Origin of the sequence: Leisingera aquaemixtae (assembly GCF_019801145.1) — a bacterium.
In the GTDB taxonomy this organism is placed as follows: Bacteria; Pseudomonadota; Alphaproteobacteria; order Rhodobacterales; family Rhodobacteraceae; genus Leisingera; species Leisingera aquaemixtae_A.
In genome coordinates this window covers 1-22,193 of sequence record NZ_JAHVJQ010000008.1, presented here as the reverse complement: position 1 = coordinate 22,193, position 22,193 = coordinate 1, and the positions used below count along the sequence as shown (strand labels likewise).

Genomic DNA, 22,193 nt, shown 5'->3' with positions numbered 1-22,193 from the left:
GGTAGGCACGAACTGACGTTGACGGGACAAACCGGTCTTTCGCCGCAGACGCGTGATCGGTGCTGCAGTTGCGGCGACATCAGCGGGCCGGGCGAATTCTTCCGGCAGGAAACCGCAACTGGCCTAAGCCGCCCCGGCTTCGCGAAGATGCACACCAAGCAGGATCAGGCCCGGCCAAAGCATATAGGCTTCGATTTCAATATTCTCCCCGAAAGAGAGCAGCACCATTGTCATCAGTATTCCCAGCGGCAGGCGGCCGCGCGCGTGTTTTGCTGCATCCGCCATGACAAAACCGATGTGCCAAACCAGCGGAATGAGCAGTGCGGCAAAACCGGCAGCACCTTTGACGAACAGCAGCCCGTACCAAGTGTGATGGCTGCCGATGGGCATGTATTCCACGGCATGGGACCCGGGTTGAACTGTGCCGTGGCCAAACCAGAAGGCTTCGTTCTGCCAGCGCTCGCTGGCGATCCGTTGCAGTGTTTCACGGACCCGGGTGCTGTCGGCCCTCGCCCCCTTGAATGCGGCCACCGCATCGCCAGCCAGCGCCGCCAATGTGCTGCCGGTCACCGCCAGAGACGCTGTCAGCCCAGCCGTTACATGCCAGGCCCAGCCGCGCAGGATCAGGGGCATCATGCGCGGTGCAACGGTACAGGCCATCAGCCCCACCAGCCCCATCCGCGATTTTGATGCCAAAATCATCAGGACCCCGGCGGCCACACCGGCCAGCATCCACTTTCGGTTTTTCTCCTCCAGCGCAAACAGCACCATGATGACCCCCAGCAGCGCCGCGAAGGGCGACCAGGGGGCATAGAATTGCCAGCGCGGTGTCCAGCTGGCCGGATCGTAGGTGAACAGGTAAAGACTGAAATACTCCGGCCCCGGCCCGCCAACTGCCTTCAGCGGTGAGGTGAAGACACGTTCGGGAAGGCCAAGGTAGGGCGCTGCCAGCAGAACCGGTGCCAGCGCCAGCGTCCAGGCCCCGATCACGCATTGCCCGCGGATCAGAACCTCGCGGCGGATCGGCAGCACCGCGCCAACCAGCGGGAACAGGGCCAGCAGCGCCCAGCCCTTGGCCCAGCCGATTGAGGACTTGATTGTCTTTTTAAAGCCGAGGCCCCAGTCGAGGTGCCCGATCCACAGCGCAACCAGCATAACGGCCATACCGATGATCCAGGCCCAGATCAGCACCGGAACCGGACCGGTTGCACGCAGATCCGGCCGGAACGCCGGGCCAAGGTAGAGAGCCAGCACCGCTAACGCGCCGAGAACCCAGGCCAGCACCGGACCCACGACGTATAGCGCACCAACGGCGTAGAAGGGCCAAGTCAGAACCATGGAGCGGTAGATCATCCGCTCTGCCGGGTTTTGCGGGGTCATGCTTCGGCTGCCTTGGGCGCGGCCAAAAGACGGCCGATGACCGCGGATCTGATCCAGCCCAGCAACAGAGCGATCAGCAGCATGAAGGTGGCCGCCACCCCGGCGGCAAAGGCGAGCTTACGGTCAGGCGAAGAGGGGCGTTCGGGAAGGGACGGGTTTTCGAGTATCTGAACCAGCGGGTATGAGGCATAAACATCCGATTTCGTCGACTGGGTTCGGGCGATGGCAGAAGCAAACACTGCTTCAGCCACAGAGAAATCTCGCTGCAAATCCTTCAGCCGTGCTGCGCTAGCCGCCAGTTGTTGCAGCCGGGTCTGCTCGAAAACCAGACGCTGAGCCAAAGCTTCATACTGCCGGGTTGTGCCCATGCGCTCTGCATCCATCCGCACAAGCTGAGCCAACAACTCTGCCCGCGCTCCGTCCGGGGCCAGATCAAGCCTTTTCAGCTCATCAATTTGGATACCTGTCACTGCCGCTGCCTGTTGGCTTGCACTGTGTTCCGCCGCAGCCTGGGCTGCACGTGCGGCTTGCACCTTCGGGTGCCCTTCACCGTAAGACGCACGGGCTTCGGCCAGTTTTGCAGCATGGATGGCGCTTTCGTCTTCCAGAGCGAGAAAGTCTGCATCGGCAAAGAGTTTCAGGGTTGCGGCCGCGGCGGAGGCCTGGATGCCCAAGGTTTGCTCAAGCGCGGCAACGCTTTGTGTCTTTTCCTCAAGAATACCGGCAATGTCCTCAACCCGGCCTTCCAGTTCGCGGGTGTCTTCGACCATTGCATCGAACTCCTCGCCAGACAGCAGCCCGGAGGATTTCTGAAGTTTGCCGATGTCAGAGCGTGTGACCGCTACCGAACTCTGGTAATCACCAATGGCGGCCAGACCGCTGTCCTCGCGGGTGGCTTGCTCATCCTTGCGCAGCGCGTCCAGTTCTTCGAAGAAGGCCTGCAGCAGGGCATTGCCGCGCTGCTGGGCGTTTTCTGCACTGGGCCCCGTCATTTCGATGTGAATGAGGCTGGTCTGGTCCACCAGCCGGATCCGCGGTTTGCCGAATTCACGGCGGCTCAGTCCCATCGCGCCAGCAGCCGCGGCGAGGATACGGTCAGCACCGATCAGGCGCTTGTATGTTTCGGTCGGGCTGACGGAGTTGCTGGCAAATGCGGAATTGGCATAGGAGGACGCCTGCCCGATACCATTGAGGTTCATTGAGGCCGACGCCCCGGACCCTGGCAGGATGAGCGACGCATGCGATTTGAAGGCAAGCGGTGCGGTTTGCAGGTAGCCGTTGATCGGCGCCCAGACCAGTGCCAGCCCAAGCAGCAAGAATGCCAGGTAGCGGCGGATGCGGCTGGTGTCGCCCAAACGCCCGCCGACGATGATGCGGCGGAGGGATATCCGGTGCCAAAGCCGCCGCGGAGCATCAAATTTTCCGGCAAGTTTCTGCAGCATGTCAGTCTCCTTCAACCAGAGACTATCCCGGCGCTTTGCCCGCCGCGCCTGCGCGCAAGGCTATCCCGGTGCGCATCCGTATTCGCGGCTATCCGTTGGAGTAGGTTTTAGGACTGCGCCCCCGCAGGCAGTCAGAACAGTCCGACCTCGCGTGCGGCCAGTGCTGCCTGGGTGCGGTTTGCCACTTCCAGCTTTCGGTACAGCGTTTTCATGTGCAGTTTCACTGTCGGTTCGGTAATGTCCAGATCGCGGGCGATTTCCTTGTTGGACTTGCCCTCGGTCAGGCCTTTCAGAACCTGAAGCTCGCGAGGTGAAAGTTTTTCGGCCAGCGGGTGGTCCGTTTCCGGGTCCGTGGCGGTCATGAAATCAATGGGTGCATATTGCTCCCCCATCGCCATGAACTTGACTGCATTGATCATTGATTTTGCCGGCAGGGTCTTTGGGACAAACCCGGCGGCGCCGGCCTCCAGCGCCTGTTCAGCGATCTGGCGGGTTGCCGCACCGGACATCAGAGCAACCCGCTGTCCGTTTCTCATGGCCATCGCCCGCTTGAGGCCAGCCAGCCCGTTCATGCCGGGCATATTCAGATCCAACAGGATCAGATCAAAGGGATCTTCGGTCTCGATCAGCTTGCATGCCTGATCCAGATCCGCCGCAGTACTGGTCTTGATGGCCCCTTGCCCCTCCAGGAACAGAACAAGCGTGTCACGCAGCAGGTCGTGGTCATCGGCAATCAGTACTCTCATAACATGCTCCTTGATCCCTTCCTCTACACGTACCGCGTGAATGCGGCGCTTGCACGGCAAAAGTCGTGCGTATTCGCCGCAGCTTGGAAAGCATTTGGATAGTTTCTGATCCGGGCGGATAGGTTCGCACGCCGCAAGGCAAGCCGGGGATGCCAACGGACCCGCGACCTGTCCTCCCGCTCCGTTGAGAGGAGCGGCCGCCTACAACAGCCTGAGAGCAACCAATGACAGCTCAAGGACTTAGCAGATGACACTTGCATATTCCTCTTCCAGTTTCGGTGCTGCCCCAGCAGTCAAAACCGACCGCCTGAACACGGCTTACCTGCCTGCTCTGGACCTCCATCTGGTTGACAGCAGCGCTGATCAGGCTGTTGCCAAGCTGCTGTCGCCTGGCCGCCGGCGCGCTTTCTTCATGAACGCGCATTGCTGCAATATCCGCCGCCGCGACCCGCACTATGCCGAGGCTGTCGCCGGGGCGGATATCCTTCTGCCTGATGGTATCGGAGTTGAACTGGCGGCAAAGTTCACCGGTCATTCTCTGACGGCCAATTTGAACGGCACCGACTTTGTGCCGCAGCTGTTGCAGCGTGCGGCCAGCATGGGCAAATCGGTCTACCTGTTCGGCGGGCGGCCGGGAGTTGCGGATGCAGCCGCGGCGCGGCTGGTCTATGACATCCCCGGTCTGCGCATTGCTGGCACCCGCGACGGGTATCAGGGAGCACGGGACACCCAGGCCGTTATCGCGGACATCAACGAAAGCGGCGCCGACGTCGTGCTGGTCGCGCTTGGCGTGCCGATGCAGGAGCTGTGGCTGCACCGCCATGCTGATGACCTGAAGGCCGATCTTACCCTTGGAGTGGGCGCGCTGTTCGACTTTCTGTCGGGCTCGGTTGCACGGGCGCCGGAACCGGTCAGGGCGGCAAGGATGGAGTGGGTCTGGCGGCTGGCTATGGAGCCGCGCCGGATGGCACGCCGCTACCTGACCGGTAACGTCAGCTTCCTGGCTCATGCCGGACTGGCTGCGCTGCGGCGGAAGCGCCTCGCCGACGTCCAGCAGCGCGCGCTTGATATCACAGTTGCACTTTCGGCGCTGCTGCTGCTGTCACCCTTGCTGCTGCTGGCAGCGCTTGCAGTCAGGGCAGACAGCAAGGGGGCGGCGATTTTCAAACAGACGCGGGTCGGGCTGAACGGCAAGACCTTTACCATTTACAAGTTCCGCTCGATGACTGCTGATGCCGAAACCCGGCGGGCGGAGATCCTGAACGACTCAGACCGGGACGGACTCTGCTTCAAGTCGCGCCAGGATCCGCGGATCACCCGTGTCGGCCGCTGGCTGCGCCGGACCTCCATCGACGAGCTGCCGCAATTGTTCAACGTGCTGCGCGGGGATATGTCTATCGTCGGCCCCCGCCCGGCGCTGCCGTGCGAGGTCGCAGATTACCCGCCCCGGGCGCTTGGCCGCCTGCAGGTCAAACCGGGCATCACCGGCGTCTGGCAGGTGTCAGGCCGGGCCTCTGTCGGCTTCAAGGAAATGATTGAGATGGATCTCGGCTACATCAAAGCCCGCTCGCTCAAGCTGAACCTCCAGCTCATTCTCAGAACATTTGGCGCGGTTGTTTCCGGCCGCGGCGCCTATTGACCCTTCAATCCAGGAGACAAGCAATGACACATATCCGCAAAGCCGTTTTCCCGGTTGCCGGCATGGGAACCCGTTTTCTGCCTGCCACCAAATCCATCCCCAAGGAAATGCTGCCGCTGGTGGACCGCCCGCTGATCCAATACGCGGTGGACGAGGCGCGGGAGGCGGGGATTGAAGAGTTCATCTTTGTCACTGCCGCAGGCAAGGGAGCATTGGAGGACTACTTCGACACTGCCGCCGCGCTGGAAGACACATTGGAAATGCGTGGCAAAACAGCGGCTTTGGCGGCCATCGCACGGACCCGGATGCCAGAGGGGGCTTTGTCTTTTGTGCGCCAAAGCAAGCCGCTGGGCCTTGGCCACGCTGTGGGATTGGCCGCACGTCAGGTTGGAAACGAACCCTTTGCGGTGCTGCTGCCGGATGACGTGATCCGCGCGCCGCGCGGGGCGCTGCGCCAGATGGTGGAAGCGCATGCCGTGAACCGCGGCCACATGGTGGCAACCATGAAAGTTGCGCGCGAGCAGACCTCCTCCTATGGTATTCTGGATGTTGCGCGGGAGGCCGGAAAACTCGCACACGCCCGCGGGATGGTTGAAAAGCCGGATCCTGCACAGGCAGCGTCAACACATGCCGTAGTTGGCCGCTATATTCTGGAGCCTTCGATTTTTGGGGCTCTAGGCACCATTTGCCCAGGCGCAGGCGGAGAGCTGCAACTGACGGACGCCATCAACGCGGACCTTCCAACAACAGGTGTGACCGGGTTCCGGTTTGACGGCGAACGGTTTGACTGCGGCAATGTGCAAGGATTTGTGCAGGCAACGGCCGCCTTTGCGCTGGACCGGCCGGAACTGGCCCGCGAATTGTCCGGCTTTCTTGCCGGGCGTGTTGCCCCGGTTCCGCAGGCGGCGTGATTGCGGGACCTATTCGAAAGGATAGGCCGGTATCCGTCTAACCTTTTGGCGCCTGAGCCGCGTCGTGTCATATCTTGATCAATTATCAACGGAGGCCGCGTGATGCTTCATATAGCGCTCAAGACAATTGCCATTTGCCTGCTTGCAGCACAGCCGCTGGCAGCGGAAAACTTGGGCCAGCCAAGCGGAGAGGTGGTTCTGACTGTGTCCGGTGCCCCCAAAACGGACAACGCCGGGGGAGCAGCGCAATTCGATTTGGCCATGCTCGAAGGGCTGGGTGCCGTGGAATTTGAAACCTCGACAATCTGGACGCAGGGCGTGCAGCACTTTGAGGGGGTGCCGCTGGATCAGCTGGTTGACCGTTTGGACATCACCGGAACCACGTTGCGGGCTACCGCCATCAACGACTATGCAGTGGACATCCCTCTGTCAGATGCTGTCGAAGGGGGACCGATCATTGCCTACAAGCTCAACGGCGAGGAAATGTCGGTGCGTGACAAGGGGCCGCTCTGGATTGTTTACCCTTATGACAGCAAAACGGAATATCAATCAGAGGTGGTTTATTCCCGCAGCATCTGGCAGCTCGACCGCATCGAAGTGATCGAGTAGCGAACCGCCCGAAAGAGCACTCGTTCGCCTGGCTGCCCGCTTATGAGGGTAATGGCAATGGCCGGCAGAAAACGGAGCAAGATCTGGTTGCGGCTGGCCGCATTTGGTTTTCCTGCGATGATGGGTTTTGCAGCCATTGCCTTGCTCGCGTTCAACGTTTCCCGCGACATCACGCGGCTGAATTCCGCCAGTTCCGACAACATTCAATGGACTTTGTCCCAGACGGAAGTGGAGTTTCTTCAGTTTGACCTGGCGCTGTCGCAGGCGCAGCTGGAGGAGGCACCGGACGTTCGCAGCCTCCGGAGGCGGTTTGATGTTTTCTTCAGCCGCATCCGGACGCTGCGGCAGGCGTCTATTTACAGCGATTTGCGTGAAGTGCCGGAGTTTGCGGACAATCTGGCAACAGTAGGTGCCTACCTGGAAGCGGTAGTGCCTGACATTGACAGTGGAACAAGCGCGTTGCAGGAAGCCTTGCCCGCCCTCAAGGCGCAATCGGAGGCAATCCGCCCGGATGTCCGCAGCCTCTCCGTTTCCGGTCTCAATTATTTTGCCGAGGAGTCCGATAGTCGGCGCAACGCCCTGTCTGGAACCTTGATGCAGCTGGCTGCTGCGATTGCTGTGCTGGTTGCCGCCTTGGCTATACTGGCTTGCTATCTTGCATTTTTGAATGTGCAGAACGTGCGGCGCCGCACCCAAGCCCTAGAAGCCAGTGAGCGCATGAACATCGTGACAAGTACGGCCCTTGATGCGGTGGTCGTAGCCGATACGTCGGGGCGTATCGTGGATTTCAACGCTGCCGCCGAACAGATTTTCGGTCATTCTGCCAAAGACGCAGTGGGTTGTGATCTGGGCGAGCTGATTGTGCCCGATCACCACAGGGCTGCGCATGAGGCCGGCATGGCCCGCCTGCGCAAAACCGGCGAAAAGCGTGTCGTGGGAAGCGGGCGTTTCAAGCTTGAGGCAAAGCGGGCGAACGGCGAAGTTTTCCCCGTGGAGCTTGCCATCCAGTCAGCGGACACCAAAGACGGGGAGGTCTTCATCGCTTTCCTGCGCGACATCTCCCATCAGGTGCAGGCAGAGGCCGAACTTGTTCTGGCCCGCGACCGTGCCATGGCCGGCGAGAAAGCCAAAACCGATTTCCTGGCCACCATGAGCCATGAGATCCGTACGCCGCTGAATGGGCTGCTGGGCAATCTGACACTGCTGGAGGAAACACGGCTCAGCACGCGGCAATCGCGCTACATCCGAAACATGCAGACGTCCGGCAAACTGCTGATGAGCCATATTTCGGATGTTCTGGACATTACCAAATTCGACGCGGGCAAACTGCGGCTGCACACGGTAGACATGAATATCAGCACTTTGCTGAAGGACATCGTGGACAGTCTAAGCGGTGCTGCGGCGGGCAACGGCAGCACTTTGGAGTGGGGCTGGACAGGGGCACCGCTCAACTGGGTTCACGCGGATCGGGACCGCATTCAGCATATTCTGATGAACATCGTCGGCAATGCAGTCAAGTTCACGAAAGACGGGCGGATCTCCATCACCGCTCAGGCCAGTGCCGCTGAAGAGGGAAAGACCATCCTGCGCATTTCGGTGCGGGATACAGGTATAGGTATCGATCCGGGCCTGCTGCCGCATATCTTCGATGATTTCGCGACCGGAGACAGCTCCTATGACCGGGAAGTCGGGGGAACCGGGCTGGGTCTGGGGATTGCCCAGCGGTTTGTGAAAGCGCTGGGTGGACGCATCACTGTCGAAAGCACTCCAGGAGAAGGTAGTGTCTTCACTATCAGCTTCCCTGTTCAGGCCATTGCGGCGCCTGAGCCGAAGGGGGAGGCCCAGTTTACTGCGCCCGCCAGGAAGCGGGCAAATGTCCTGCTGGTGGAAGACAACGAGATCAACCGCCATGTCGCCCGGGAGATGCTGACAGCACAGGGGCATTTTGTGACCGAAGCGCACAACGGCCGGGAAGCGGTCGAGATGGCAGAAGAAACAGGTTTTGACCTGATCCTAATGGACATCAGCATGCCGGTCATGGACGGGCGCAGCGCCGCGCGGGCGATCCGGAAAGGCGGTGGCGCGTCAGCGCGCGCGCCGATAATTGCCGTGACCGCAAACGCAATGGCAGAGGAGCAGGAAGCCTTTCTGAAGGACGGTATGAATGATGTGCTGACCAAACCTTTGACGCGTGAAGGCCTGTTGCAATTGATTGCAGACCACCCTTCCCCGGCTCCGCCAGCACCGGAAGGTGCTGCGCTGCGGTCGCAGCAGCTAATCGAACTGGAAGAAACGGTTGGTGCCGAGGCGTTGAAACCCCTCCTGAACCGCTTTGCAGCTGAAATGGAAGCCTTCCTCAAAAGCCTTGAGAACGGGCAGGATTTGGCTGCGAACGAAACCGCAGTCGAAGCCCACTGGATTGCCGGCAGCGCCGCAACCTTCGGGCTTCCGGAGCTTCGCAGTGCGCTGATCCGTCTCGAGAAAGCGGCGCTCAGCCAGGAACGTCAAGCGGCAGAAGACGCGCTGAGCCCGTTAAGAAATGCCTGGACCTCCACCAAGCCGGTGCTCAATCTGTTTTAGTAGTTGAAGGCGCCAATGAGCCTGCCGACCTCACCCAGGTTGGTGATTGTGCTGTCATAGCAGGCAATGGAATCCCCTGGCAGGAGGAAGGGGTCATAGTCGTCCCTGTCAGCGCGCCGCAGCAGATCTTCGATCCTCCGCTCGATGACGACAGACACCTGTGTGACCGGATTGCGGGAGAACAGGACGGAAGAGCGGTTGGCGCTGGTGGCGCGGGCGCCGCCCACGCAGTTGGTGTCCACCACCGCCTGCAGGTACCGTGTGCCATAGGGAAACTCGCGCACCTCGCGGCCAATGGCAGCGAGCGCATTGCCGGCTGCCGGCTGGGTGAGGTTCGACAAGAACAGTGTCACCCCCGGCGGACTGATGGGGCTGGGCCGCATCAGGTCTTCCTGGAAGCACCCGCGGCTGGGTACATGCACCTGATCGCCTGTCAGCAGCATGATATCGACCGCATTCTGGCCGTCGAACACTCCGCGCATGTCCAGCAGGTAGAGGCTGCTGCCGCGCCGCACCTCGACTGCCGAAATGTCCGCATCCGGGCGTACACCGCCGGCCGCACGCAATGCGGCAGACAGGTTGCGCGCTTCGGTCGAGGCCCCCAGTGCGCCCTGCCTGCGGGAATCCACTTCGTCACCTGGAACACCGCCGATTTCTACGGCTTTAGGCTCAAAGACGGCTCCTGAAACACCGACCGTGACCGAGGCAAAATCAGCTGCCCGGACCGACAGCCGCGGCCGGTCAGAGTAGAAGTCTTCGGCGATCAGTTTCGCGGCAATGTCCTCCTCGATCTGGATGGCCGTTCGGCCCTGCGCACGGATCGGTGAAAGGAAGGGAAGCTTCAGCGTGCCATCCCGCGAGATGACGTAGTCGCCATTGAAGGTCTCATCATCGCCGACACGCACGTTCACCAGGTCATTACGGGTGAACCGCTCGCCTGCCAACGCAGCCTGCGCTGTTCCAGCGCCCTTGCCGCCGGTTCCGCCGGCGGCGGGGCGGCACCTGGACTCGTTCATTGTCTGAGACTGCAGAAAACCGGCTTCGCTACGGGACACCTCCGGTTCACGGTATTGCGCCTGATACCCGTCACCAGAGGCAACCGGCTCCAGGTTGTCAGGCGGGTCGATCTGCGCGCAGCCGCTCAAAGACAAGATCGCCAGAATTGCCGTTCCATTTCTGAGGGGTTTCTTCATTGAACTGCTCGCGGGATCACTGCGGGTTGTACTGGTGATACGGAATTCGGCCACAGCGGTCGAGAGCCCGTTGATATCGCAGCGCTATCCTTTCGGATATGGAACAGTTCTGTTGCACCATTGCCCTGTCCCTGGGGGCAAGGGACAGCAGGTTCTCCAGCCCGCTATGACTTGATCCAACAGCTCTATGGACAGGTCCCGATGCCCCGCACCTTGCAAATTCCCTCCTTCGCAAAGAACCTCTTTGCCTACGGTGCGTCTGAGGCGGCTGCAAAGGTTTCGCGGCTTCTGGTGGTTGTCGCGGTGGCGCGCACGCTCGACCTGGATCAGATCGGCATTGCAGCGGCAGCCCTGGCGGCGGCCGATATCGTCAAATCGCTGACGGAAAACGGCGTCATTCAAAAGATCATCGCGGCCCCGCAGGCTCAGCTGCAGCAGACCTGTGCCACCGCGCAACGTATTTTCTGGGTCTGGTGCATCGGATTGTTCCTGTTCCAGTCGCTGGCGGGGCTTGTGCTTTATGCCAGCGGCGGCAGCGGTATGCTGCTGGCGCTGATCCTCATTCTGGCGGGTGAATACCTGTTCATGCCCGCCGGGCTGGTGCAGGCAGGCCTCGCCATGCGGGCAGGAAAGCTGCGCCAGACTGCCGCCATTTCGGGCACGCAGATCGTGGCGTCAAACCTGATGTCGGTGGTGCTGGCGCTGCTTTGGCCGTCCGCTCTCGTGCTGGTGCTGCCGCGCCTGCTGACAGCGCCGTTCTGGCTGGTCGCAATGCGCCGCCTGCATCCCTGGAGCCCCGACCCGTCCCAAGGCTTTGCACCGCTGCGCCCGTTCCTAACCTATGGATGGGCGGTGCTGGGCGTCGAACTGGTCAAGGCGCTGCGCCTGCAGGCCGACAAGGTTATCGTGGGCGCCCTGATGGGGGCAGAGACGCTTGGCCTCTATTTCATGGCCTTCAATGCCGGTCTCAGCCTTTCCAACTCCTTCACCGTGGCTTTCTCCACCGTTCTGTTCCCGCATCTCTGTGCCAGCGCGGACAAGCTGCAGGCGCTGCGCCAAAGCGTGCTGCTGGCAATCGGGATCATCGCACCGGCTGTCATCGCGCAGTCGCTGCTGGCCCCGCTCTATGTCCCGGTCCTTTTCGGGGCGGGCTGGGCAGGCATCGAAGGTGTTGTGTCGATCCTGTGCCTGGTTGCGATCCCGACCACGCTGTGGTCCGCAACCGCGGGCTGGCTGCGGGCAAACGGCCGGCCAGGGCAGGAATTCCGGGTCACGCTCGCCACCACCGGGGCGCTGATACTGAACACCTGCCTGCTTGCGCCCTACGGCCTGACAGTCGTTGCCGCCGGCTATGCCGCAGTCGCAGCGCTGATGATGACGGGCGCATCGCTGCCAACCCTTTCCATGGCCTTCCGCCACCGCACCGCAGAGGTTTGAGACATGCCGTATTTCTCCGCAGTCATTCCCAGCTTCAACGCTGCCGCCACGATCCGGGAAACCCTGGCCGGGCTCCAGGCGCAAACCTGCGCCGATTGGGAGGCGGTTGTGGTTGATGACGGTTCAATGGATGAGACCCGCACCCTGGTGCGGGCCGCTGCCGCTGCCGATGCCCGGATCCGGCTGGTCCGCAACCCCGGGAAAGGCCCCAGTGCGGCCCGCAATTTCGGCGCAATGGAACACGCCTGCGGTGATGTGATTGCGTTTTGCGATGCGGACGACATCTGGCACCGGGATAAGCTGTCGCAGCTCCGAGCGAGCTTCCGGCAGGGGGCCGTCGATGGTGCCTATGGACGGATCGGTTTCTTCCGCGCCAACCCGGCCAATGCACGCGTGTTTTCAACAGTTCCCGTGCAGGATCTGACTATCGCCATGCTGCTGGGGGAAAACCCGGTCTGCACCATGTCGAACTTTGCCGTGCGGCGCAGGGTCTTTGCGGCGACCGGCGGCTTTGACGAGGCAATGGTCCACAACGAAGACCTGGAGTGGCTGATCCGCCTGGTTGGCGGTTGCGCGCGGGTGAGCGGAATTGACAGCCTGCATACCTACTACCGCACTTCCGTTGAAGGATTGTCGGCGGATCTTGAGGCAATGCGGGCAGGCCGTGAACAGGCAATTGCAACCGCCGCCGGTTTTGGCGTGGTTCCAAGCGCCGCCTCTCATGCGATTCACCACCGCTACCTTGCCCGTCGGGCGCTTCGTCTGAATGGGGCTCCGGCTTATGCGCTGAAACAAGCTGCGTCCGGCATTCTCAAAAGCCCGCGCGGATTTTTCTCCCCGTTCCGCAGGGGCGGCCTGACATTGGCCGGCTCACTGCTGGCACCGTTCCTGCCCCGGCCGCTGCGCCGGAACCTGTTTTCCCGTTAACTTTCTCGAGGTTCACAACCATGGCCTTCACATCAATTGTCGTTCCTGCTTTCAACGCCGAGACAACGCTCGCTGACACTCTTCTTTCCTTGCAGAGGCAAACCTGTACGGAGTTTGAGGTCATTGTGGTCAATGACGGCTCCACAGACTCAACAGCCGCAATTGCTGCGGGCTTCTGCAGCGACCCGCGCTTTCGCGTGGTTCACCAGAAAAACCGCGGCCTTGCTGGAGCGCGCAACTCGGGTATTGCTGGCGCACAGAGCGATGTTGTGGCGTTTTGCGACGCAGATGACCTGTGGGAGCCGGAAAAGCTGGCCCGCCATATCAGCCATCTGGAGGCCAAGCCCCATGTAGGCATAAGCTATGCCGGATCTGCGTTCATCTCGGAAGATGGCACCCTTACGGGCCAGGCGCAGCGGCCGCGGCTGCAAAACATCGATGCCAAACACATTTTCAAGCGCAACCCGGTCGGAAACGGATCTGCGGCCGTGATCCGGCGGGCAGTGCTTGACGAAATCGCCTTCCGGCCCCGGTCCGAGTCTGAGCGCGACTGGTATTTCGACGAAACTTTCCGCCAATCCGAGGACATCGAATGCTGGCTGCGGATTGCCTTGACGACCAACTGGGCATTCGAAGGGATCCCGGGCCTGCTCACACGCTACCGGATCAATTCAGGCGGGCTTTCGGCGGCGACAGACCACCAGCTTGCCGCCTGGGAGCGGATGGTTCGCAAGCTGTCACAGATCAACCCCAAGTTTTTTGCGGAAGAAACAGGAGTGGCGCGGGCATATCAGCTCCGCTACCTCAACCGGCGCGCCATCAGCGATCTGGACAGCCGCCGCGCTGTGCATCTTGTCAAGGGATGGCTTGCCTGTTCCCTTCAGCCGCTTTGGGAGGAGCCGTTGAAGTCCGGGGCAACCCTGGCGGCGACTGCGCTGCTTGCCGTGACCGGGCCGAAGGTTCTGCGAAAAACAATGGACCTGACCGCACGGGCACACCGAACCGAGGCCATGTCATGACCGTTATCCGCGTAACCCACTTGGTTGATGACACCACTGCAGGCGGAGTGATGCGCGTCATCAGTCACATGATGACAACGCCTGATCTTACGCGCGAGGCTGATCACAGCTTGCTGGAGGTGAAACGGAACAGGCATTCCGTGGGGCGGCTGGAAGCGGATGTGATCATTTCGCATCTTGCGATCAGCTGGCGCCTTCTACCCTTGCTGGCCGCCTTGCGTGTCTTGAACCCCGCAGCACGCCTTATTCATGTCGAGCACAGTTACACCAAATGCTTTACAGTTCTGAATGTAAGACGGAAACGGCGGTTCAGCGCTCTCCTCAAGCTTTCATATGCCCTGTTCCACAATGTCGTTGCCGTGAGTGCCGCACAGGGGCAGTGGCTGAGGGATGAGGGTTTCGTTCGGCCGGACGCTATGCATGTCATTCCCTCCTGCGTTGATCTGTCTGCTTTCCGAGAACTGGCACCGTCAGAGGGCGCGGTGAAGACAATCGGTGCCATTGGACGGCTGGAACCGCAGAAGGGGTTTGATATCCTGATCAAGGCTTTCCGCGAACTCAGCGACCCCGGCATTGCCCTTCATATCTATGGTCAGGGGTCGGAGGAGAGGTTGCTCCGCGACCTTGCCGCCGGTGATCCCCGCATACATTTCAAAGGCTTTTCTTCCAACCCGGTGGCGGCCATGGCTGGTCTTGACGCGGTAATGATGCCCTCGCGATGGGAGGCCTACGGGCTGGTTGCGATTGAAACCCTGGCAGCGGGACGCAGGCTGCTTGTCAGCAACGTCGATGGACTTACGGATCACTTGTCCCATGGAGCCGCACTGGTTGACGGCGCAGGATTTAAACCCTGGCAGAGCGCACTAGAGGAGCTTTTTGCAGCACCGCCGCGCCCCCGCGGGCTGGGGCACGCTCATAACTACGAAAGATATTTTTCCGACTGTTGGAAATCGCTGTGTTTGTCTCCTGGCATCGCTTCACAGAGAGGCAGTTCACCAGCGGGCTGTGTATTCTGAGTGCCGAGATTTAGCTGCACGGATCTGAGAACGCTTCTTTAGCTTTGATCTTGCCGACATGTTTTTCTCGGTTTCCGAAGAATTGAGCCTGCGGACCTACAGGCGGCGCGCCAGCCTGAAGGGTGCTGCCCACATTCATCGACTTGCTCAGCGAAACTCCTCTGGCCGATGCATAAACTGTGTACATGCCCGATTTCTTAGAAGTCCCACGCTGAAATTCGGTTATAGGCTGTCTATTCCTAGTCGCCTGACCTCAGTTTTAATCGTGCCCCGTAGTGGAGCAAGGTCGGGTTTTGCAGGCCGCCGTGCAACAGTTGCTGGCCTCCCTCAAAATCAGCTTTGGGTCGGCATAACTCGCGCAATTCCGCTGCAACTGCAAATTGCTGTAACTGCTAGATCGGTAAAATGGGCTCTTCCCGGCGCTGAATCAGCTGAATTCAGTCATGCTGGTCTTGCGGCGCGCCATGGCGTGGAAGTTTTCCATGCTGAATTCGACTTTTGCACCAGTGGTCCAGTCAAACAGCGAACGATCAATTTGGGTCAGCGGACCTTCGTAGACATGGATAGCATGGCTCTGCCCGCTGCCGTCCGCCGTGATGGCATGGATGGCTTCCGTTCCAAGCCGCACCACATCGCCGGCCTTTACCAGACAGTTGCCGCCGTGGCGCATCTTGCCGGGCTCACGCTTATAGAGCACTTCGACTTCTGTGCCGCGGTAAACAGCGATATGCACGCCCATGCGATGTTCGTGCGGAGCAAAGACAACATCCGCAGATTAGCGGCAGGTCCAGATCGAGCAGGACTTATCCTCGAAGACCATCACCTCGTCGTCTTCAAGAGCTGCGATAGCATCAGCCAGTTTCTCTCTTTGCGCCTGGCTGTCTTGCAGCACAGCACGAATGGCCGATACGTGATCCTCGGATGCCGCGGCCCGCCGGATCCGCCGGACCAGGTCTTCCAAGGCTTTCTGCAGCATGATTTTTTCCCTTTTTGCGGCGCGGTTCCGGTTGTGCCCTATAATGATGGCCCGATGAGGTTTGTCCCGCCTGATTGCGACGTCTGCAAGAGAACGACTATTTCTTCAGGAGAAGGCGCGTTGGCAGGATCCGTCAAGATGCTTGCCAAGCTTGCCCGCGTTTCAGGGCTGCAAACGGGTGAGGTGTAAAGCTCAAGTTTTTCGATCAGTTCCTGATCCGTCAGCGGCGCGTCATGGTTGCCGCGCGCGGCTTTGGTTTCAGAAGTGAACTGCCCGCCATTCTTCAATTCCAAAGTCACCTTGGCATAACGCTCAGCCGGGAAGGCCTCATTGAAAGCCTCGCACTCTTCGAAACTGACCAGATCTGCAAGGCGCCAGATGTCCGGACTATCGTAGAGGTCCGGCGATAGATGTTCTGGCAGGATCGTGCCAAAACGCAGGGCCAAAGCGACGGCAAGAGGCAAGCTGTACTGAGCCGTGTCGCTGTCGGCGGGGCGGTTTGCGGTCAGCCTGGTTGCCTCGTGAAAAGTGGATACGGTGATGCCGGCGATCTCGTCCAGTGGGATCTCTCTGGCGCGCACCAGTGACAGGGCAGCTTCAATTGGCGGATGGGCCCAACGGCAGACGGGAAAAGCCTTGAAGTTGTTCTCAAGGATACGCCAGCGGCTGCCGAGGTCGCTCCAGATATCTGCCACTTCCGGGGCTTCAACAGTCAGGGCAGGTGCGCCGGTGAAGCCGTCTTCAGCCAAATCAGCGGCAGAGATGCCGGTCAACGCCCCCCAGCTGCTGCTGTCCTTCACCATGGCCGGATGGTCGATGCAGCGCATCATCGGCGCACGCGGGCCATAGTATTCGGCGATACCAAGCGCTTCACCTGTTTGTTCCCGTGTCAGCCCCCGCAAACGGCAGGCGATGGCAGCGCAACCCAAGGCGTTCCAGGCCCCTGACGAGTGATAATCGGGCGCAGTTGCATGGAGCGACAGCGCAGCCCGTAAAGCGATTTCCTCGCCCACGATCAGATGGCACAGAAACTCCTCAAGCGTGCAGCTGCCGGTGCCCAGTTCGGCCATCAGCGCAGGCACCAGAGCAACACTGGCATGGCCCTTGCACACTTGATGGCCATCATGGGCATCAAGTGCGTCAATGCTTGCCGCCCCGGAAAAGGCCAGGCCGACCGGATTCACCCGGCGGCCGTCGAACGGCAACGGCAATGTGCCCGGATAGCGCTTTGCCGCGTGGTTGCGTGCTATCCGGCTGGCTTCAGTCTGCATTCCCGCCGCCCAGACCGCTAAAGTGTCCACAAAGCACCGCCTGGCCATCTGCAGCACATCCGCGGGAACGGAAGCCGCACGCAGCCCGTGGATGAAACCCGGGGCGGAAATGTCTTTCTCCATCATGACACCTTAAGGACGATTTTGCCGGTGTGGCCCTTTTGGCCAAAACTTTCCTGCGCCTTGCCAATGTCTTGCAGAGCGTAGGTTTCCGCAACAAGCGGCTTGATTTCGCCGCGTTCGATACGGCCGACCAGATTGCTGAAGACATCGGGTTCCAGCACCGTGCAGCCGAAGAAGCTAAGATCCTTCAGATAGAGTGTACGCACATCCAAATCGACCATGTGGCCGCCGATAGCGCCCGCCACGGAATAGCGCCCGCCCGGGCGCATCACATCCAGCAAGGCCGGCCACTGCGGCCCTGCCACCAGGTCAATCACCACGTCGACGCTACCGGCTCCGAGTTCCGCAAGCAGATCGTCGTTCCGGCCGAGCGTTCTTGCGGCGCCAAGCTCACGCAGAGCTTCGGCCTTTGCAGGGCTGGTCACAGCAATAACGGTCGCACCGCGCGCGCGGGCCAACTGCACGGCGGCCGAGCCTACGCCCCCTGAAGCGCCGGTAACCAGAACAGTTTCGCCGGACCGGACATTTGCCCGGGTCAGCATGTTTTCTGCCGTCGAATAGGAGCAGGGGAAGGAGGCAAGCTCAGAATCTGTAAGACTGCTGTTGATACGGTGGGCATGGTGGCTGGCGACACGAGCATACTGCGCAAAGCCGCCGTCGCACTCCGAACCGAAGTACCAGGGTGTTTTCAGTACGCCTCCATCCGCCTCGCGGATGCATGGCTCGATCAGAACCCGCTCTCCGATCCTGGCGCGATCAACCTCCGCGCCGACGGCAGTAATCTCCCCGCAGACGTCCGCACCCTGAATGCGGGGAAACTCCAAAGGCTTTCCTGACCAGCTTGCGTCGTCTGCCTCACCATCCCCCTTCGAATACCAGGCGATCCGCGTGTTGATATCGGTGTTGTTCACTGCCGCCGCACGCACCCGCACAAGCACATCCCGCGATCCCGGGCGGGGCACTGGCAGGTCATCCCGCCATTCCAGCATCTCCGGCCCGCCATGGCCGGTCAGCACGACACCGCTCATTCTTTTGCTCAGCATACACATCCGCCTTCATGTAGAATCATCATTCTACTTGCCTTGGTAGAATAAACATTCTACACGGTCAAGCATGACGGATACCGCCACCAAAATTGCTGCCGGCCTGGAACGGGCCTTTGTCGAATTCGGATTTGCCGAACCGGCCGTTGAAACCCTGCGGGAGGCAGCCGGGGTCAGCATGCGCACGCTCTACAAATACACGCCGTCGCGCGAAGAGATGGTCCTGCGCGCGCTGGAGCACCGCCACCACCGCTATTTGGAGCACATCTTCAGGGACCTGCCAGGCACCGGCCCCAGCGTGCGCTCTGAGATCATCGGCCGGATTGCGCAATGGATGGCGCAGGAGGCGCCCCGCGGGTGCCTGTTTCATGCTGCCGTTGCAGCCGCCCCGCAAAATGAGCGTCTTCAGGAATTGCTGAAGCGTCACAAGACCGAAGTGGCATCCCGGGCAGCCAAGGCTGCCGGCATTGAGGAGTGTGAGATGGACCTCTCGCTCATTTTTGAAGGGTTAACCCAAAGCTGGCCGCTTCACGGCGATGAAGCTGTCAAAAGCGCACACCGCCTGGCAGAGAGCCTCTAGGCAGGCGAATGGCGGCCGCAGAAGGCTGATCGCGTCACCTTTCTTGCGCACCTTGGCGTGCCCAACCAATGTATACGGGTTGAGCTGCGCCCTGAGCTTCCAGAACCGCGCCATTAGGTTTCGGCAACCGGCCACTAAACGTCTGCTTTTCGCTGGTTGCGTCTTGCTGCATCGGCGAAGTTCGATACCACCAGGAAGGTCCGCAATGGGCTCAACACTGCCCCAGCTTGGAGAAAAGTGCGGCAATGATGAGCCCAACTTGGGTATTGGGCCCGTGTCGCATCCAGAATGCAATCAGTCCAAATTCTGCCCGGCAGAAGTAGGGGAGCTTGCGATAGATCCTGACAATGGGAAGCCGATACTCCGGTCAGGTGTTTCTGCTACTTGGTTCGATAGCTGGAGGAACAAATGGCAACACGTGGCTACTGCTTGTGCAAAGAAACGCGGTGGGAATTTGAGGGCGAAGTGACTTGGGCCTGCTACTGTCATTGCGACGATTGCCGCAGAAATTGTGCTGCGCCGGTTGTCGCCTGGCTTGGTGTACCGATCAAGAATTTCAAGTGGACAGGTAAGGAGCCAAAGACGCTTGAAAGTTCCAAAGGCGTTTTTAGGCATTTTTGCAAAGACTGCGGATCGCCGATTGGTTTTGAAGCTGACCACTATGCCGGAGGGATGCACCTATATGCAGCGTCCTTGGAAAATCCAGAGGACTTCAAGCCAACCTTTCACGTGAATTACCAGAGCAAGCTGTCTTGGCTTCAGATGAACGATGATCTCACAAAGTACAACGGGACATTGCTTCATGCACCCGAGGATTTGAGTGACTACCATTCATAAGTTTGTGCCGCGCCTTTGACGTATCTCAAGCTCAAAATGAACGGCTGATTAGCGCCGTTCGCGACGCGCTGCAAATGCGAGGAGCTACTGAGCGGCCAAGGGCAGCAAAGGGCTCGTCTACAACCGTTAAAAGACCAGCCTTCATCGTGTTACTCTGGACTGCCAATGACGGATTGGCGATGCGGCGGAACGTGGCGGATTGGAGGAGCCGCCATGACTATCGCAAACCTACCAGCCATACGCGCCTGCCGCCCTGTCTGGAACAAGGGGCGGGTTGTTGGACAGAAGCGTCCATTGATGCCGAAACATGTTTGGGCCATCCGTGTACGATTGGAAATCGCGGAGAACCATCGCGAGCTGGCTCTCTTCAATCTGGCTATAGACAGCAAATTGCGTGGTTGCGACCTAGTGAAACTGAAGGTCGCAGATGTGTTTGTCTCTGGTTAGGTCAAAGAACGCGCCTCGATCATTCAGAGCAAAACCCTGTCCAGCCCCATTTCTATGTGCCAATTCGAAGTAGAGTCTCGGGGGCTGGCGGGCGCATGTTAAGTGCCTGATGCGGGCGGCACCCAAAGCGGCCTTGCGGTGTAACGGCAAGCAGATCCTCCGACCCGCCAAGCGCCTGTTTATGAGGTCGGCCTATCGGACAAAAAATGAGCTGCCCGGAGAACGCGCGGCGATTTCTGCAATTGCGAAATTTGGAGATCCTCTGAATGCGACAGCAGAGACTGCCTCTGAAGCAGGTTATTTAGAATGGGAAGTCGCCGATCTTCGTAAAGAAGGCGTCCAGAATGGGGCGGGCAATTCGTTTGGAAACGAATTTCAGTCCGATCCGAGAACCTTGCCTCCAAATAACGTGAACTTCCAACGTCCCAACTCCCTCAACTGTCACCGATTGAAGGTCTCTGCGATTAAATTGAAGGCTCTCTTCCACGAGTTCAACACCCATGCCACTGTAGCTAATGTTCAGAGTTATGCCCCGGCTGCAGAAGCTTGGAAAGTTCAGTGTGCAAGGGATTTTCATGCGTAAACGAGATTCTGTTTCTTCGAACTGCTTGAGCATGGCTTGTCTTTCTTATCCATCTGAGATCAGAGGGTTATTGGCATTCAGAAGCCGCAGGGCACTTGAAGAACTCGAATCACGAGCAGAACTGGCGGGGTTAAGTTGCTGCTTCCAATTAGTATTTTTTCCTAACGGTGAAACATAAAGGAAAGATTGAGGGAAGGGCTTAGAGGTAAGGACCGGCAGCGAGTTCATCTCGCGATATCTCGACCTCTGGGCCTACGCCAAGAACGTTACCCTCGACTTCTCACTGCCCGGAAAACTCACGGACAATGGCTTCATTGAGGCGTTTAACAGGAAGCTCCGGGCGGAATTGACGTGCTCCCCTGAAAAGTCCGCGTTTTGAAGTTAGCCTGTTCTCCAAACGAGGAGACAAAAGATGCGGAAAAGCCGGAGGATTGGCGTCGGCACTAAAATGAGAACAGCCCCCACAGCGCAATCGGAAACAACGTCCCGATTGCCATGCATTATCCCGATGGCGTCACCAGCCCGTCATCGTAACAGAGCCGGAGAAATCCAGTTTCTGGCGGTCCGCGGTTTGGGCTCAGAGCAGAATCACCAATTTATTACATCCGAACTATCCATATCGATGTCCAAATCATCATCGAATGTTACTGCTCCTTCTGCATCCTCAGACAAATTTACTGCATCTTCAGACACATTCTCGGAGTTTTTTTCTTCGATAGCATCCATCCAGTCTTCATTCTCATTGGATTCGAACGCTTCTTCATCTGCTGACTGAAAACTTGCCGAATTTTGATCTTCTTCCGGTTTCTCCCCCTTCCCTGGGTTGCTGCCGTCATGGCCGTCAGCGTCGTTGCCATGGCCGTTGTTGCCGTCGCCAGCTTCATCCTTTCCGGACTTTCCACCCTTTCCGGCCCCTTTCCCGGGATTGCTGCCGTCATGGCCGTCGGCATCGTTGCCATGGCCATTGTTGCCGTCGCCGGTATCATCCTTTCCGGATTTTCCACCCTTTCCGCCCCCCTTCCCAGGGTTGCTGTCGTCATAGCCGTCGGCATTGTTGCCATGGCCATTGTTGCCGTCGCCGGTATCATCCTTTCCGGATTTTCCGCCCTTTCCGGCCCCCTTCCCTGGGTTGCTGTCGTCATGGCCGTCGGCGTCGTTGCCATGGCCATTGTTTCCATCGCCAGCGGGCTCATTCTCCGGCTCCGAGGTACCGTCACCGTCGGCAGCGGGCTCATCCTCCGGCTCCGAAGTTTCACCGCCGTCGCCAGCGGGCTCGTCTTCCGGGTCCGAGGTGCCACCGTCACCGCCAGCGGGTTCATCCTCCGGGTCCAAGGTGTCACCGTCACCAGCTAGCTCGTCCTCTGGATCCGAAGTGCCTCCATCGCCATCGGGTTCATCCGCCGGATCCGAAGTTTCACCACCGTCGCCAGCGGG

General features: G+C 59.7%; 20 protein-coding genes and 3 pseudogenes. 12 read left to right on the top strand and 11 right to left on the bottom strand.

What is annotated here, in order from left to right; all coding sequences use genetic code 11:
- Positions 1-123 precede the first annotated feature (123 nt).
- The 3 genes from KUW17_RS16845 to KUW17_RS16835 all read right to left on the bottom strand — a co-directional run bounded on the left by KUW17_RS16845 (position 124) and on the right by KUW17_RS16835 (position 3,568).
- A complete protein-coding gene (locus KUW17_RS16845; protein WP_222481234.1) occupies positions 124-1,380 on the bottom strand; it encodes an O-antigen ligase domain-containing protein in 1,257 nt (418 codons plus the stop codon).
- Positions 1,377-2,822 (bottom strand): hypothetical protein, encoded by a 1,446-nt coding sequence (locus tag KUW17_RS16840; RefSeq protein WP_222481232.1) that lies wholly within the window; start codon positions 2,820-2,822, stop codon positions 1,377-1,379. Before KUW17_RS16840 ends, KUW17_RS16845 begins: the two co-directional genes overlap by 4 nt.
- A 131-nt stretch (positions 2,823-2,953) precedes the next feature.
- Positions 2,954-3,568 carry a response regulator gene (locus KUW17_RS16835; protein WP_222481230.1) on the bottom strand — a complete coding sequence of 205 codons (615 nt, stop codon included), beginning with the start codon at positions 3,566-3,568 and terminating at the stop codon, positions 2,954-2,956.
- 247 nt (positions 3,569-3,815) lie between these two features.
- Here KUW17_RS16835 and KUW17_RS16830 point away from each other — a divergent pair, with 247 nt between their 5' ends.
- The 4 genes from KUW17_RS16830 to KUW17_RS16815 all read left to right on the top strand — a co-directional run bounded on the left by KUW17_RS16830 (position 3,816) and on the right by KUW17_RS16815 (position 9,307).
- Entirely contained in the window at positions 3,816-5,207 is a 1,392-nt protein-coding gene (locus KUW17_RS16830; RefSeq protein WP_222481228.1) for a WecB/TagA/CpsF family glycosyltransferase, read from the top strand.
- Positions 5,208-5,230: 23 nt separating this feature from the next.
- Positions 5,231-6,118, top strand: coding sequence for a UTP--glucose-1-phosphate uridylyltransferase (locus KUW17_RS16825; protein WP_222481226.1), 888 nt, complete (start codon positions 5,231-5,233; stop codon positions 6,116-6,118).
- A 102-nt stretch (positions 6,119-6,220) separates the two neighbouring features.
- On the top strand, positions 6,221-6,727 hold the full coding sequence (locus tag KUW17_RS16820; RefSeq protein WP_222481224.1) for a molybdopterin-dependent oxidoreductase: 507 nt from the start codon (positions 6,221-6,223) through the stop codon (positions 6,725-6,727).
- A gap of 57 nt (positions 6,728-6,784) precedes the next feature.
- Positions 6,785-9,307, top strand: a complete 2,523-nt coding sequence (locus KUW17_RS16815) for an ATP-binding protein (protein ID WP_222481222.1) — start codon at positions 6,785-6,787, stop codon at positions 9,305-9,307.
- Here KUW17_RS16815 and KUW17_RS16810 read toward each other — a convergent pair.
- Positions 9,304-10,500, bottom strand: coding sequence for a polysaccharide biosynthesis/export family protein (locus KUW17_RS16810; RefSeq protein ID WP_222481220.1), 1,197 nt, complete (start codon positions 10,498-10,500; stop codon positions 9,304-9,306). The genes KUW17_RS16815 and KUW17_RS16810 overlap by 4 nt on opposite strands.
- Before the next feature lie 201 nt (positions 10,501-10,701).
- Between KUW17_RS16810 and KUW17_RS16805 the strand changes: the two genes are divergently transcribed.
- From KUW17_RS16805 to KUW17_RS16790, 4 genes are read left to right on the top strand one after another with little or no spacing between them, the layout of a single operon-like run.
- A complete protein-coding gene (locus KUW17_RS16805) occupies positions 10,702-11,937 on the top strand; it encodes an oligosaccharide flippase family protein (RefSeq protein WP_222481218.1) in 1,236 nt (411 codons plus the stop codon).
- 3 nt (positions 11,938-11,940) lie between these two features.
- Positions 11,941-12,864 carry a glycosyltransferase family 2 protein gene (locus tag KUW17_RS16800; RefSeq protein WP_222481216.1) on the top strand — a complete coding sequence of 308 codons (924 nt, stop codon included), beginning with the start codon at positions 11,941-11,943 and terminating at the stop codon, positions 12,862-12,864.
- 20 nt (positions 12,865-12,884) lie between these two features.
- Positions 12,885-13,883: a glycosyltransferase family 2 protein gene (locus tag KUW17_RS16795; protein WP_222481214.1), complete on the top strand. Its 999-nt coding sequence runs from the start codon at positions 12,885-12,887 to the stop codon at positions 13,881-13,883.
- Complete coding sequence (locus tag KUW17_RS16790; protein WP_222481212.1) at positions 13,880-14,899, top strand: glycosyltransferase; 1,020 nt, start codon at positions 13,880-13,882, stop codon at positions 14,897-14,899. The genes KUW17_RS16795 and KUW17_RS16790 overlap by 4 nt, the downstream gene beginning before the upstream one ends.
- 10 nt (positions 14,900-14,909) lie before the next feature.
- Here KUW17_RS16790 and KUW17_RS16785 read toward each other — a convergent pair whose 3' ends face one another.
- From KUW17_RS16785 to KUW17_RS16765, 5 genes are all read right to left on the bottom strand, one after another.
- Complete coding sequence (locus KUW17_RS16785) at positions 14,910-15,086, bottom strand: hypothetical protein (RefSeq protein ID WP_222481210.1); 177 nt, start codon at positions 15,084-15,086, stop codon at positions 14,910-14,912.
- A 240-nt stretch (positions 15,087-15,326) separates the two neighbouring features.
- Positions 15,327-15,638 (bottom strand): hypothetical protein, encoded by a 312-nt coding sequence (locus KUW17_RS16780; RefSeq protein WP_222481209.1) that lies wholly within the window; start codon positions 15,636-15,638, stop codon positions 15,327-15,329.
- A gap of 36 nt (positions 15,639-15,674) precedes the next feature.
- The gene (locus KUW17_RS16775; protein WP_222481208.1) at positions 15,675-15,875 is read right to left on the bottom strand and encodes a hypothetical protein; all 201 of its coding nucleotides are present in this window, start codon (positions 15,873-15,875) and stop codon (positions 15,675-15,677) included.
- A 38-nt stretch (positions 15,876-15,913) separates the two neighbouring features.
- Positions 15,914-17,272 carry an MmgE/PrpD family protein gene (locus tag KUW17_RS16770; RefSeq protein ID WP_222481207.1) on the bottom strand — a complete coding sequence of 453 codons (1,359 nt, stop codon included), beginning with the start codon at positions 17,270-17,272 and terminating at the stop codon, positions 15,914-15,916.
- Complete coding sequence (locus KUW17_RS16765; protein ID WP_222481206.1) at positions 17,269-18,297, bottom strand: alcohol dehydrogenase family protein; 1,029 nt, start codon at positions 18,295-18,297, stop codon at positions 17,269-17,271. The genes KUW17_RS16770 and KUW17_RS16765 overlap by 4 nt, the downstream gene beginning before the upstream one ends.
- An 85-nt stretch (positions 18,298-18,382) precedes the next feature.
- On the opposite strand from KUW17_RS16765, the gene KUW17_RS16760 reads away from it, so the two are divergent.
- The 3 genes and pseudogenes from KUW17_RS16760 to KUW17_RS16750 form a co-directional block, all read left to right on the top strand.
- Positions 18,383-18,892: a TetR/AcrR family transcriptional regulator gene (locus tag KUW17_RS16760; protein ID WP_222481203.1), complete on the top strand. Its 510-nt coding sequence runs from the start codon at positions 18,383-18,385 to the stop codon at positions 18,890-18,892.
- A 408-nt stretch (positions 18,893-19,300) separates the two neighbouring features.
- Entirely contained in the window at positions 19,301-19,729 is a 429-nt protein-coding gene (locus KUW17_RS16755) for a GFA family protein (protein ID WP_222481202.1), read from the top strand.
- A gap of 213 nt (positions 19,730-19,942) precedes the next feature.
- Positions 19,943-20,173, top strand: a pseudogene (locus tag KUW17_RS16750) (integrase); the annotation flags it as partial.
- Between the two features lie 304 nt (positions 20,174-20,477).
- On the opposite strand, the gene KUW17_RS23525 reads toward KUW17_RS16750, so the two are convergent.
- Positions 20,478-20,753, bottom strand: a complete 276-nt coding sequence (locus tag KUW17_RS23525; RefSeq protein ID WP_409996782.1) for a PilZ domain-containing protein — start codon at positions 20,751-20,753, stop codon at positions 20,478-20,480.
- A gap of 199 nt (positions 20,754-20,952) precedes the next feature.
- Here KUW17_RS23525 and KUW17_RS23365 point away from each other — a divergent pair.
- Positions 20,953-21,293 (top strand): annotated as a pseudogene (locus tag KUW17_RS23365) (integrase core domain-containing protein); the annotation flags it as partial.
- A gap of 54 nt (positions 21,294-21,347) precedes the next feature.
- Here the strand turns inward: KUW17_RS23365 and KUW17_RS16740 are convergent.
- Positions 21,348-22,193, bottom strand: a pseudogene (locus KUW17_RS16740) (hypothetical protein); the annotation flags it as partial.

Coding starts and splice junctions, on each gene's coding strand:
- KUW17_RS16845 (WP_222481234.1), bottom strand. CDS start 1,380: ATGACCCCGCAAAACCCGGCAGAGCGGATGATCTACCGCTCCATGGTT.
- KUW17_RS16840 (WP_222481232.1), bottom strand. CDS start 2,822: ATGCTGCAGAAACTTGCCGGAAAATTTGATGCTCCGCGGCGGCTTTGG.
- KUW17_RS16835 (WP_222481230.1), bottom strand. CDS start 3,568: ATGAGAGTACTGATTGCCGATGACCACGACCTGCTGCGTGACACGCTT.
- KUW17_RS16830 (WP_222481228.1), top strand. CDS start 3,816: ATGACACTTGCATATTCCTCTTCCAGTTTCGGTGCTGCCCCAGCAGTC.
- KUW17_RS16825 (WP_222481226.1), top strand. CDS start 5,231: ATGACACATATCCGCAAAGCCGTTTTCCCGGTTGCCGGCATGGGAACC.
- KUW17_RS16820 (WP_222481224.1), top strand. CDS start 6,221: ATGCTTCATATAGCGCTCAAGACAATTGCCATTTGCCTGCTTGCAGCA.
- KUW17_RS16815 (WP_222481222.1), top strand. CDS start 6,785: ATGGCCGGCAGAAAACGGAGCAAGATCTGGTTGCGGCTGGCCGCATTT.
- KUW17_RS16810 (WP_222481220.1), bottom strand. CDS start 10,500: ATGAAGAAACCCCTCAGAAATGGAACGGCAATTCTGGCGATCTTGTCT.
- KUW17_RS16805 (WP_222481218.1), top strand. CDS start 10,702: ATGCCCCGCACCTTGCAAATTCCCTCCTTCGCAAAGAACCTCTTTGCC.
- KUW17_RS16800 (WP_222481216.1), top strand. CDS start 11,941: ATGCCGTATTTCTCCGCAGTCATTCCCAGCTTCAACGCTGCCGCCACG.
- KUW17_RS16795 (WP_222481214.1), top strand. CDS start 12,885: ATGGCCTTCACATCAATTGTCGTTCCTGCTTTCAACGCCGAGACAACG.
- KUW17_RS16790 (WP_222481212.1), top strand. CDS start 13,880: ATGACCGTTATCCGCGTAACCCACTTGGTTGATGACACCACTGCAGGC.
- KUW17_RS16785 (WP_222481210.1), bottom strand. CDS start 15,086: ATGTACACAGTTTATGCATCGGCCAGAGGAGTTTCGCTGAGCAAGTCG.
- KUW17_RS16780 (WP_222481209.1), bottom strand. CDS start 15,638: ATGGGCGTGCATATCGCTGTTTACCGCGGCACAGAAGTCGAAGTGCTC.
- KUW17_RS16775 (WP_222481208.1), bottom strand. CDS start 15,875: ATGCTGCAGAAAGCCTTGGAAGACCTGGTCCGGCGGATCCGGCGGGCC.
- KUW17_RS16770 (WP_222481207.1), bottom strand. CDS start 17,272: ATGATGGAGAAAGACATTTCCGCCCCGGGTTTCATCCACGGGCTGCGT.
- KUW17_RS16765 (WP_222481206.1), bottom strand. CDS start 18,297: ATGAGCGGTGTCGTGCTGACCGGCCATGGCGGGCCGGAGATGCTGGAA.
- KUW17_RS16760 (WP_222481203.1), top strand. CDS start 18,383: ATGACGGATACCGCCACCAAAATTGCTGCCGGCCTGGAACGGGCCTTT.
- KUW17_RS16755 (WP_222481202.1), top strand. CDS start 19,301: ATGGCAACACGTGGCTACTGCTTGTGCAAAGAAACGCGGTGGGAATTT.
- KUW17_RS23525 (WP_409996782.1), bottom strand. CDS start 20,753: ATGAAAATCCCTTGCACACTGAACTTTCCAAGCTTCTGCAGCCGGGGC.